This is a genomic window from Pseudomonas sp. DR 5-09 (assembly GCF_001655595.1).
GTDB classification, from domain to species: Bacteria; Pseudomonadota; Gammaproteobacteria; order Pseudomonadales; family Pseudomonadaceae; genus Aquipseudomonas; species Aquipseudomonas pharyngis.
Genome location: NZ_CP011566.1, coordinates 3160444 through 3172447, shown reverse-complemented (window position 1 = coordinate 3172447; position 12004 = coordinate 3160444). Strand labels below are relative to the sequence as shown.

Annotated in this window: 10 protein-coding genes; 9 read left to right on the top strand and 1 reads right to left on the bottom strand. The window is 60.5% G+C overall.

The window, feature by feature from the left end; translation table 11 throughout:
* The first annotated feature begins 107 nt into the window (after window positions 1-107).
* The 9 genes from PDR5_RS14215 (at window position 108) to PDR5_RS14175 (ending at window position 10434) form a co-directional block, all read left to right on the top strand.
* Window positions 108-1013 (top strand): AraC family transcriptional regulator, encoded by a 906-nt coding sequence (locus PDR5_RS14215; protein ID WP_064596437.1) that lies wholly within the window; start codon window positions 108-110, stop codon window positions 1011-1013.
* A 226-nt stretch (window positions 1014-1239) separates the two neighbouring features.
* A complete protein-coding gene (locus PDR5_RS14210; protein WP_064596435.1) occupies window positions 1240-2550 on the top strand; it encodes an ABC transporter substrate-binding protein in 1311 nt (436 codons plus the stop codon).
* A gap of 169 nt (window positions 2551-2719) precedes the next feature.
* A complete protein-coding gene (locus tag PDR5_RS14205) occupies window positions 2720-3646 on the top strand; it encodes a carbohydrate ABC transporter permease (RefSeq protein ID WP_039768250.1) in 927 nt (308 codons plus the stop codon).
* A gap of 8 nt (window positions 3647-3654) precedes the next feature.
* Window positions 3655-4485, top strand: a complete 831-nt coding sequence (locus tag PDR5_RS14200; protein ID WP_007957423.1) for a carbohydrate ABC transporter permease — start codon at window positions 3655-3657, stop codon at window positions 4483-4485.
* 23 nt (window positions 4486-4508) lie between these two features.
* Entirely contained in the window at window positions 4509-5612 is a 1104-nt protein-coding gene (locus tag PDR5_RS14195) for an ABC transporter ATP-binding protein (protein WP_064596433.1), read from the top strand.
* 16 nt (window positions 5613-5628) lie between these two features.
* Window positions 5629-7101 carry a mannitol dehydrogenase family protein gene (locus PDR5_RS14190; protein WP_064596431.1) on the top strand — a complete coding sequence of 491 codons (1473 nt, stop codon included), beginning with the start codon at window positions 5629-5631 and terminating at the stop codon, window positions 7099-7101.
* A gap of 219 nt (window positions 7102-7320) precedes the next feature.
* Complete coding sequence (gene xylB / locus PDR5_RS14185; protein ID WP_064596429.1) at window positions 7321-8817, top strand: xylulokinase; 1497 nt, start codon at window positions 7321-7323, stop codon at window positions 8815-8817.
* 13 nt (window positions 8818-8830) lie between these two features.
* Window positions 8831-9769, top strand: a complete 939-nt coding sequence (locus tag PDR5_RS14180) for a carbohydrate kinase family protein (protein ID WP_064596427.1) — start codon at window positions 8831-8833, stop codon at window positions 9767-9769.
* Between the two features lie 44 nt (window positions 9770-9813).
* Window positions 9814-10434 carry a transglycosylase SLT domain-containing protein gene (locus PDR5_RS14175; protein ID WP_064596426.1) on the top strand — a complete coding sequence of 207 codons (621 nt, stop codon included), beginning with the start codon at window positions 9814-9816 and terminating at the stop codon, window positions 10432-10434.
* A 144-nt stretch (window positions 10435-10578) separates the two neighbouring features.
* Here PDR5_RS14175 and PDR5_RS14170 read toward each other — a convergent pair whose 3' ends face one another.
* The gene (locus PDR5_RS14170; RefSeq protein ID WP_064596424.1) at window positions 10579-11880 is read right to left on the bottom strand and encodes an OprD family porin; all 1302 of its coding nucleotides are present in this window, start codon (window positions 11878-11880) and stop codon (window positions 10579-10581) included.
* Between the last annotated feature and the right edge of the window lie 124 nt (window positions 11881-12004).

Sequence of the window (12004 nt, the reverse complement as noted above, 5' to 3'; positions counted from 1 at the left end):
GCGGCGCGGCGAATCACGGCCTTGCCACGCCGCCGTCATTGCACTCTGGTCGAGTATGCCCGGAAAGAGGCATGATTGAGCGGCAATAATGAAAAAGTGCAGCCACCATGAACCGAAGCGCCCGCGTAACCGACCCCTCCTACGAACTGATGGATGACCATAACGGGTTGTCCATCATCTATCGTCAGCACGGCTTCCCCTGCCCGCTGGTGCGCTGGCATTTCCACAAGGAATACGAGCTGCACCTGATCGTCGCCAGTTCGGGCAAGGTCTTCATCGGCGATTACATCGGCAACTTCTACCCGCAGACCCTGTTTCTCACCGGCCCCAATCTGCCGCACAACTGGATCAGCCAGGTGGCCGAAGACGAAGTGGTCGAGAAACGTGACATGCTGGTCAACTTCACCGATGAGTTGTTCGAAAGCGGTCATCAGGTGTTCGCCGAACTCAAGACCCTGGCGCCGCTGCTCGAGCGTGCGCAATACGGCATCGAATTCCGCTCCCCGCAGACAATCCGTCAGGCCATGACCCTGATGCAACGTATCGCCGATTCGAACGGCATCACCCGTCTCGGGCACTTTTTCATCCTGATGGAGTTGTTGGCGGCCTGCGACGACTACCAGTTGCTGTCCGGCGCGACCACCCCGCAACTGGCCGACGAGCACAACATCGACCGCACCAACCGCGCAGTGGATTACATCTTCGCCCACTACGCCCGCGAGTTGCCGCTGGAGGTAGTCGCCGAGCACCTGGGCATGAAACCCACCTATTTCAGCCGGGTGTTCAAGCAGGCCACCGGGCGCAACTTCATCGAATTCGTCAATCGCCTGCGCATCAGCAAGTCCTGCGAACTGCTGGCAGACGGCGACAAACCGGTGACCGAGGTGTGTTTCGAGTCGGGTTTCAACAACATTTCCAATTTCAATCGGCGCTTTCAGCAGCTCAAAGGCATGACGCCTTCGCATTATCGGCGGCTGGTGGTGCAGCGCCTGACCGAGCAAAATCACAGTTGAGCGCGCAAAACCTGTACGGTTTCATGCCTGCCGCCGTTCTGAAACGCCCTTCCCTGCGTTTGCCGCACCAATCCCGAGTGCAAAAAAGTATCGATTCAAGTGCTAGGGATGATTTGTCAGCCCTGCGTCAGAAGGCTGTAATCAGTGCACATTCTTCCCCCGCTGGAAGAACACAAAAACAATAACTGTCCTTCTGCCCCCGCCGGGTGCAGAAAAGGAGTGCACGATGCAACCCACTGCAAAAGCTCTGCTGGCCCTCACCTGCATGACCCTCAGCAGCGTCAGCCTTGGCGCCCAGACCCTGACCATCGCCACCGTCAATAACAGCGACATGATCCGCATGCAAAAGCTCTCGAAAACCTTCGAGACCGAGCATCCGGACATCAAGCTCAATTGGGTGGTGCTGGAAGAAAACGTCCTGCGTCAGCGCCTGACCACCGACATCGCCACTCAGGGCGGGCAGTTCGACGTATTGACCATCGGTATGTACGAAGCTGCACTCTGGGGCGCCAAGGGTTGGCTTGAACCGATGAAGGATCTGCCGGCCAGCTACGCCCTCGACGATGTGTTCCCGTCGGTGCGCGAAGGCCTGTCAGTCAAAGGTTCGCTGTACGCCCTGCCGTTCTACGCCGAAAGCTCGATCACCTACTACCGCACCGACCTGTTCAAGGACGCCGGCCTGACCATGCCCGAGCGTCCGACCTGGGAACAGATCGCCGGCTTCGCCGAAAAACTCACCCACAAGGACAAGGAACAGTACGGCATCTGCCTGCGCGGCAAGGCCGGCTGGGGTGAAAACATCGCGTTGATCACCACCGTCGCCAACGCCTACGGCGCACGCTGGTTCGATGAGCAGTGGAAACCCGAATTCAGCGGTCCGGAGTGGAAAAACGCGCTGAACTTCTACGTCGACACCATGAAGAAGTCCGGCCCGCCGGGCGCCTCCAGCAACGGCTTCAACGAGAACCTCGCCCTGTTCAACAGCGGCAAATGCGCGATGTGGGTCGATGCCAGCGTCGCCGGTTCGTTCGTTACCGACAAGACTCAAAGCAAGGTCGCCGATCACGTCGGCTTTACCTACGCGCCGCATCAGGCCACCGACAAAGGCTCGGCGTGGCTGTACTCGTGGGCGCTGGCGATCCCTACCAGCTCCAAGGCCAAGGATGCCGCCAAGGAATTCAGCGCCTGGGCCACCTCAAAAGAGTACGGCGCACTGGTCGCCAAGACCGACGGCATCGCCAACGTCCCGCCGGGCACTCGCGCCTCGACCTACAGTGACGCTTACATGAGCGCCGCGCCGTTTGCCAAGGTCACGCTGGAATCGCTGAAAGCGGCCGACCCGAGCAAACCGACCCTCAAGCCTGTGCCGTACATCGGCATCCAGCTGGTGACCATTCCTGAATTCCAGGGTGTAGGCACCCAGGTCGGCAAGCTGTTCTCGGCGGCGCTGATCGGCCAGACCACGGTCGACCAGGCACTGACCGCCGCGCAGCAAACCACCGAACGCGAGATGAAGCGCGCGGGTTATCCGAAGTAATCCTGCGAAAGCCTCTCCTGCCTTCTGTGGGAGCGGGCTTGCTCGCGAAAGCGGTGTATCAGTGAAACATTTGTTGTCTGACACCACGCCTTCGCGAGCAAGTCGAATCATCGCACCGTCGCTCCCACATGGGATCTCCATAGGTCTGTATGACTCGGTTGTAAACGCCATGAATACTTCAACTGCCAAAGCCCACATCGACCTGTCGCAGCCCCGGCGCAAAAGCCGCGTGGCCAATCCCGGCTGGTTTCTGGTCAGCCCTTCGGTGGCCCTGTTGCTGCTGTGGATGATCGTGCCGCTGGGCATGACCGTCTATTTCTCGATGATCCGCTACAACCTGCTCGATCCGGGCACCAACGAATTCGTCGGGCTGGAAAACTTCACCTACTTCCTGACCGACTCCGGCTTCATGCCTGGCGCCACCAACACGTTGCTGCTGGTGGGCAGCGTGCTGCTGATCAGCGTAGTGTTCGGCGTGTTGATCAGTGCGCTGCTGGAGGCCAGCGAGTTCTTCGGCCGCGGCATCGTGCGGGTGATGTTGATTTCGCCGTTCTTCATCATGCCCACGGTCGGTGCGCTGATCTGGAAGAACCTGATTTTCCATCCGGTGTCCGGGATCCTCGCCTACATCTGGAAGTTGTTCGGCGCGCAACCGGTGGACTGGCTCGCCCACTACCCGCTGCTGTCGATCATCATCATTGTGTCGTGGCAATGGCTGCCCTTCGCGATCCTGATCCTGATGACCGCCATGCAGTCCCTCGACCAGGAACAGAAGGAAGCCGCCCGCCTCGACGGCGCCGGCCCGATCGCGATTTTCTGGCACCTGACTTTGCCGCACCTGGCACGGCCGATTGCGGTAGTCGTGATGATTGAAACCATCTTTCTGCTGTCAGTGTTCGCCGAAATCTTCACCACCACCAACGGCGGCCCCGGCTACGCGTCGACCAACCTCGCCTACCTGATCTACAACCAGGCGCTGGTGCAGTTCGACGTCGGCATGGCCTCGGCCGGCGGCCTGATCGCCGTGGTCATCGCCAACATCGCCGCGATCATTCTGGTGCGGATGATCGGCAAAAACCTGACTGACAAAGCCTGAGGCCTGCCATGACTCTTCAACAATCCCGCCGGCTGCAAAGCCTGCTGCTCGGCACGCTGGCCTGGGCCATCGCGATCATCATTTTCTTCCCGATCTTCTGGATGGTGCTGACCAGTTTCAAGACCGAAATCGACGCTTTCGCCACGCCGCCGCAGTTCATCTTCACGCCGACGCTGGAGAACTACCTGCACATCAACGAGCGCAGCGACTACTTCAGTTTCGCCTGGAACTCGGTGGTGATTTCCTTCAGCGCCACCGCCCTGTGCCTGTTGATCGCGGTGCCGGCGGCCTACTCGATGGCGTTCTACGAAACCCAGCGCACCAAGGGCACGCTGCTGTGGATGCTCTCCACCAAGATGCTGCCGCCGGTGGGCGTGCTGATGCCGATCTACCTGCTGGCCAAGAGTTTCGGCCTGCTCGACACGCGCATCGCGCTGATCGTGATCTACACGCTGATCAACCTGCCGATCGTGGTGTGGATGGTTTACACCTACTTCAAGGACATCCCCAAAGACATCCTCGAAGCCGCCCGCCTCGACGGTGCCACCCTGGCTCAGGAAATGCTCCGCGTGCTGCTGCCGATCGCCAAGGGCGGCCTCGCGTCGACCGTGCTGCTGTCGCTGATCCTGTGCTGGAACGAGGCGTTCTGGTCGCTGAACCTGACCTCGTCCAAAGCCGCGCCGCTGACCGCGTTGATCGCTTCCTACTCAAGCCCCGAAGGCTTGTTCTGGGCCAAGTTGTCGGCCGTCTCGACGCTGGCCTGCGCGCCGATCCTGATCTTCGGCTGGATCAGCCAGAAACAACTGGTGCGCGGCCTGTCGTTCGGTGCCGTGAAATAAGAATTCGCATGAGGAGCGCCACAATGGCCAACCTGAAAATCAAGAATCTGCAAAAAGGCTTCGAAGGTTTTTCCATCATCAAGGGCATCGACCTTGAGGTGAACGACAAGGAATTCGTGGTGTTCGTCGGCCCGTCGGGCTGCGGCAAATCCACCCTGCTGCGCCTGATCGCCGGCCTTGAAGAAGTCAGTGGCGGCACCATCGAACTGGATGGGCGCGACATCACCGAAGTCAGCCCGGCCAAGCGCGATCTGGCGATGGTGTTTCAGACCTATGCGCTGTACCCGCACATGACCGTGAAAAAGAACATGTCGTTCGCCCTCGACCTGGCCGGCGTACCGAAAGCCGAAGTCGAGAAGAAAGTCGGAGAAGCGGCGCGCATTCTGGAACTGGGCCCGATGCTGGAACGCAAGCCGAAACAACTGTCCGGCGGCCAGCGTCAGCGCGTGGCCATCGGCCGGGCGATCGTGCGCAACCCGAAAATCTTCCTGTTCGACGAGCCGCTGTCCAACCTCGACGCCGCCCTGCGGGTGCAGATGCGCCTGGAACTGCTGCGCCTGCACAAGGACCTCAAAGCCACGATGATCTACGTGACCCACGATCAGGTCGAAGCCATGACCATGGCCGACAAGGTCGTGGTGCTCAATGGCGGCAAAATCGAACAGGTCGGCTCGCCGCTGGAGCTGTATCACAACCCCGCCAACCTGTTCGTCGCCGGTTTCCTCGGCACACCGAAAATGGGCTTTCTCAAAGGCCAGATAGCGCGTATCGACGGCGCGAGCTGCGAAGTGTCGCTGGACGCCGGCACCCGCATCACCCTGCCGTTCAACGCGGCGAACCTGAGTGTCGGCAGCCCCGTGACCCTGGGCATCCGCCCGGAACATCTGGAGCTGGCACAAGCGGGCGACTGCACCCTGCAAGTCATCGCCGACGTCAGCGAGCGGCTGGGCAGCGACACCTTCTGCCACGTCAAGACCAACGCCGGCGAAGCCCTGACCATGCGTGTGCGCGGTGATCTGGCGAGCCGTTACGGCGAACAACTGAACCTGCACCTGGACGCTTCCCACTGCCATCTGTTCGATGCCGACGGCGTGGCGCTGACCCGCCCGTTGCGCGCGGCCGCCTGATTTCGAGACTGACCCGATGAAACTGAACAAGCAAAACCTCAACCGCCTGGCCGCCGAAGTGAAACTGCCGGCCTACAGCCTCAGCGACACCCGCCAAGGCATCGCCCACATTGGCGTCGGCGGTTTCCATCGCGCGCATCAGGCGTATTACACCGACGCGCTGATGAACACCGGCGAAGCGCTGGACTGGGCGATCTGCGGCGTCGGCCTGCGCGCCGAAGACCGCCGCGCCCGCGATGACCTCAAGGAACAGGACTACCTGTTCACCCTGTTCGAACTGGGCGACAGCGACGACACCGAAGTCCGGGTCATCGGCGCGATCCGCGACATGCTGCTGGCCGAGGACAGCGCCCAGGCGCTGATCGACAAACTCGCCGATCCGCAGATCCGCATCGTCTCGCTGACCATCACCGAGGGCGGTTACTGCATCGACGACAGCAACGGCGAATTCATGGCGCACCTGCCGCAGATTCAGCACGATCTGACGAACCCGCAACAGCCGAAAACCGTGTTCGGTTTCCTCTGTGCGGCGCTCGCCAGACGCCGTGCGGCGGGCATTCCGGCATTCACCGTGATGTCCTGCGATAACCTGCCGCACAACGGCGCGGTGACCCGCAAGGCGCTGCTGGCCTTCGCCGCGCTGCTCGATCCGGACCTGCGTGGCTGGATCGACGCCAACGTCAGTTTCCCCAATGCCATGGTCGACCGCATCACGCCGATGACCAGCACCGCGCATCGCCTGCAACTGGCGGACAAACACGCCGTCGACGACGCCTGTCCGGTGGTCTGCGAACCCTTCGTGCAATGGGTGCTGGAGGACAAGTTCGTCAACGGCCGCCCGGCGTGGGAAAAGGTCGGCGTGCAGTTCACCGACGATGTTTCCCCCTACGAAGAGATGAAGATCAAACTGCTCAACGGTAGCCATCTGGCGCTGACTTACCTGGGTTTTTTGAAGGGCTACCGCTTCGTTCACGAAACCATGAACGACCCGTTGTTCGTGCGCTACATGCGCGCCTACATGGACCTGGACGTAACCCCGCAACTGGCGCCGGTGCCGGGCATCGACCTGACCGAGTACAAGGACACGCTGGTGGCGCGGTTTTCCAATCAGGCGATTGCCGATCAGTTGGAGCGGGTTTGCTCGGATGGTTCGTCGAAGTTTCCCAAGTTCACCATTCCGACGATCAATCGGTTGATTGCCGATGGACGCGAGACCAAACGCGCGGCTTTGGTGGTGGCGGCTTGGGCACTTTACTTGAAGGGCGTGGACGAGAATGGCGACACTTACTCGATTCCGGATCCTCGGGCGGCGTTCTGTCAGGGGTTGGTGGCGGAGGATGCTTTGATCACTGAGCGGTTGTTGGGGGTTGAAGAAATCTTCGGTACGGCGATACCGCGTTCGAAGGAGTTTGTGGCAGCGTTTGAGTGGTGCCTGAACAGCTTGCGAGAAGAAGGCGTGACGCGGACTTTGGAACGGGTTCTAGCCTGAAAAGCCCCTCACCCTAGCCCTCTCCCGGAGGGAGAGGGAGCCGACCGAGGTGTTTATCCGAGGTACATCGACCTGAAAGTCCGGAGCCGAACTCAGGAATTGAAACCTACACAAATCTGCTCCCTTTCCCCCTCTCCCCTTTGGGGCGGTCCGACGTTTCGGGAGGGTTGGGGTGAGGGGTGGCTTTAGAAGTCGCCAAAAAACCAACAGGTTCACACCATGCACAAACAACAACTATTCCTCGGCATCGACTGCGGCACCCAAGGCACCAAAGCGATCATCCTCGACGCTGTCAGCGGTCAGGTTCTCGGCCAGGGCGCCGCCGCGCACACGATGATCAGCGGCGCCAACGGCCGTCGCGAGCAAGACACCGCGCAATGGCTGGAAGCCTTCGCCCTCGCCACCCGTCGCGCTTTGTTGGCGGCAAATGTCGACGGTCAGTCAATCCAGGGCATCGGCGTTTCCGGCCAGCAACACGGCCTGGTGTTGCTCGACGATCAAGGCCAGGTCCTGCGCCCGGCCAAGCTCTGGTGCGACACCGAAACCACGCCTGAAAACGATCGCCTGCTGAATCATCTGGGCGGTGAACAAGGTTCGCTGGAACGCCTCGGCGTGGTCATCGCGCCGGGTTACACCGTCTCCAAATTGTTGTGGACCAAGGAGCAACATCCGGATGTGTTCTCCCACATCGCACGGATCCTGCTGCCCCATGACTACCTGAATTTCTGGCTCACCGGCCGTGCGTGCAGCGAATACGGCGATGCATCCGGCACCGGTTACTTCAACGTGCGCACCCGCCAATGGGATTTGCAGCTGCTGCGCGACATCGACGCCAGCGGTCGTCTGCAAGCCGCGCTGCCGGAACTGATCGACGCCCATCAAGCGGTCGACACGATCCTTCCCGCCATTGCCGAACAGCTGGGCATCAACCCCAACGCGGTGGTGTCCAGCGGTGGCGGCGACAACATGATGGGCGCTATCGGCACCGGCAATATTCAGCCGGGGGCGATCACCATGAGCCTCGGTTCTTCCGGCACGGTGTACGCCTACGCCGAGGCACCGAAGGTCAGCCCGGATGCGTCGGTCGCAACCTTCTGTTCCTCGAGCGGCGGCTGGCTGCCATTGATCTGCACCATGAACCTGACCAACGCCACCGGTGCGATCCGCGAACTGTTCAACCTCGATCTCGACGCGTTCAATGCCTTGGTGGCCCAGGCTCCGATCGGCGCCGAGGGCGTGAGCATGTTGCCCTTCCTCAACGGCGAACGCGTGCCGCCCCTGCCCCACGTCACCGGCAGCCTGCATGGCCTGACCATCGATAACCTGACCCAGGCCAATCTGTGCCGCGCCGCTGTCGAAGGCACCACCTTCGGCCTGCGTTATGGACTGGATCTGTTGCGCCAGAATGGTTTACAAAGCCGCAGCATTTGCCTGATCGGCGGCGGCTCGAAAAGCGCGGTGTGGCGGCAGATCGTCGCCGACATCATGAACACCCCGGTGATCTGCACCGAGCAGAGCGAAGCCGCAGCCCTCGGCGCGGCGATTCAGGCGGCGTGGTGCAAATCGTGGTCGAACGGCCACGAGGACACTCTGGCCGATCTGTGCCAGCGCTGCGTGAAGCTCGACCTGAACAGTGAAACCCTGCCGGTTGCCGCGAATGTCGCGGCCTTCCAGCAGGCCTATGAACGCTATCGACTGCATGTCGCAACCTTATAAAGAGCAAACAACTATGTACCTGGTGTGTGGCGAAGCACTGTTCGATTTCTTCAGCGAAGACGATGCCGGCGGACAGGCATCGAAAGTCAATTTCAAGGCGATTGCCGGTGGCTCGCCGTTCAACGTGGCGGTGGGTTTGCGCCGTTTGGGTGTGGATTCGGCGCTGTTTGGCGGGCTGTCCACCGATTACCTCGGCCGGCGTTTGCAGCAAGTGTTGCAGGATGAAGGCGTACGCCCGGACTATCTGGTGGATTTCGCCGCGCCAACCACGCTGGCGATGGTCGCGGTGGGCGCCAATGGCTCGCCGCACTACAGCTTCCGTGGCGAAGGTTGCGCTGACCGCCAGTTGAGCCTGGCGCACCTGCCAACGTTGGGGCCTGAAGTGCGCGGCTTGCACTTCGGTTCCTTCTCGCTGGTGGTGCAACCGATTGCCGATACCTTGCTTGCGCTGGTGAAACGCGAAAGCAGTAAACGCCTGATCAGCCTCGACCCGAACGTGCGCCTCAACCCCGAGCCGAACATCGACCTGTGGCGCGAGCGGATCGCCACGCTGGTGCCGTTGGTGGACCTGATCAAAGTCAGCGACGAGGATTTGAACCTGCTGTACCCCGAGCAGGATCCACAGCGGGTCATCGAAGGTTGGCTGCAGCATCGCTGCCAAGTGGTGTTTCTGACCCGTGGCGGTGAAGGTGCAACAGTCTTCAGCCGCGCTCACGGCTCATGGTCGGTGCCGGCCTCTTCGGTGAAGATCGCTGACACCGTCGGTGCCGGCGATACCTTCCAGGCCGCTTTGATCACCTGGCTGACCGAACATGAACTGGACTCGGTGGAAGGTGTTCAGCACCTTAACCGCGAGCAGATCGACGGCATGCTCAGGTTTGCCGTACAGGCCGCCGCCCTTACATGCAGTAAAACAGGTCCGGATTTGCCTTATCGCCACCAGTTGACCTGACCGCGTAGACTGGCGCCCTTTTTTGCACGACGGGATGACGGCTTTTGAATTCGCGGCACACGGTTGGACTGTTGGTATTGGCGGCAATGTTGACCGGTTGCGGGACATCGCCGCCGCGTTCGCCGGAAAACCTCTGCGAGATTTTCCGCGAAAAAAGTGATTGGTACGACGCGGCGCAAGTCACGCAAAAGCGCTGGGGCGTACCGATCCAGGTGCCGTTCGCGATCATGTATCAGGAGTCCGGCTACCGCTACGACGCCAAGACGCCGCGCAAATACTTGCTTTGGGTGATTCCATGGGGCCGGGTTTCGACGGCTTCCGGCTATGCCCAGGCCAAGGATGAAGTCTGGTCCGACTACCAGAAAAGCACCGGCCGATATGGCGCCGATCGCGAAGACTTCGACGACGCCATCGACTTCGTCGGCTGGTACATGGACAAAACCACCTCGATCAACGGCGTGTACAAGTACGACGCCTACAATCAGTACCTCAACTACCACGAAGGCTGGGGCGGTTTTCGCCAGAAGACCTATGCCAGCAAGGCGTGGCTGATGCCGGTGGCGCGCAAGGTGCAGAACCGCTCGGACATGTACGGCCAGCAATACGCGGCGTGCAAGGATGATTTGAATCGCGGATTCTGGAGCCGGTTCTGGCATTGGCTCTGACCTTCGGTGCCCTTTAGGACGCCATCGCGGGCAAGCCCGCTCCCACAGGGATTTAGGGTGACCACAATTAAGTGAGCACCCGGGAAACCTGTGGGAGCGGGCTTGCCCGCGAAGGCGTCAGTTCAGACACCACTGGCCCAAGGGTTACAACACCGAAAAGTTGTAACTCACAATCAACCGGGTCTCATCCACATCCCGAGCAAACTTCTCGTAGTTGGCGCGATAAGTCGCATTACGCAAACGCAGGCTGACATCCTTGAACGTCCCGGTCTGAATCACGTATTTCAACTCGCTGTCGCGCTCCCACTCTTTGCCTTCCTGATCGCTGCCCGGGACCTTGATGTGATCGCCGTTCACGTAACGGGTCAGGAAGCTCAAGCCGTTGATGCCGATCGCCTTGAAGTCATAGTCGTAACGCAGCTGCCAGGAGCGTTCCTGAGCGGCGGCGAAGTCGTTGACCTGCACGTAGTTCACCAGATACGGGTTGCTGCCATCCAGATACGGCATCGAGTTGTCACCGTTCATACGTTGCCAACCGGCGCTGAAGGTGTGGCCGCTGATGCCGTAGGACAGCATGCCGCTCAGCGCCCGGTTATCGATGGAACCGGCTTTGGCATCGCCGCTGTCGGCGCTTTTCAGCAAACGCAGATCAGCTTTCAGCACGCCGTCACCCAGCGGCTGATTCGCCAGCAGCCCCACGAAATGCTGGCGATAGATGTCTTCCAGCTCGGCGTAGTGGTACTGCGCAGTCAGGCGATCGTTGATCTTGTAGTCGAAGCCGTACATGTCGAAATGATCGGCGGTGGTGTTGCAGGCATAACGCTTGTTCTTGCAATGCACGCGGATGTCTTGCGAATCGGTCGAATCCCGGGCGGTGTACTTGTCCAGCCGCGCGGCCATGAAGGTCAGGTCCTTCACCTCTTTGGAGGTCAGCATCGCACCGTTGAACATGGTTGGCAGCAGGCGACCGTCGTTGTATTTGAGCAGTGGCAGATCCGGCAGCAGTGCGCCGTATTTCAGCACCGTATCCGAGACTTTGACCTTGGCGGTCAGGCCCATTTTTGCGTACTGACCTTTTGAACCGCGCGGGTTATCGCCGCTGGACGGCAACAGGCCGCTGTTGCTGCGGTCTGGACTGGAATCGAGCTGGAAACCCGCCATGCCCAGCGCATCGATACCAAAACCGACGGTGCCTTCGGTGTAGCCCGATTGCAGATTGAGAATAAAGCCCTGCGCCGACTCTTCGCGCTTGGACGCGCCCTGATCACTGGAGGTGTGCCCGTCACGGAAATCGCGGTTGAAGTACACCGTGCGCGATTCGATCTTCGCCGTGGTGTCTTCGAAAAAACCGCTGGCCTGGACTTGCGCGGTAAAACCGGCGCACAGCACAAAGGCTCCGAAGCCAAGCGACTGGCGCGGGGTGATGAGGGGAAATGGGGGACGCATTGAAAACTCCAACAGAACAACGATTGCGCAAAGGCGCAAACAACCAGAAATAGCTCCCGTCCCGGACCAGTGAAGAACCGGGAGGCAGTGAACACGCGGGGGTGAACGGCAATGATGGCAGATG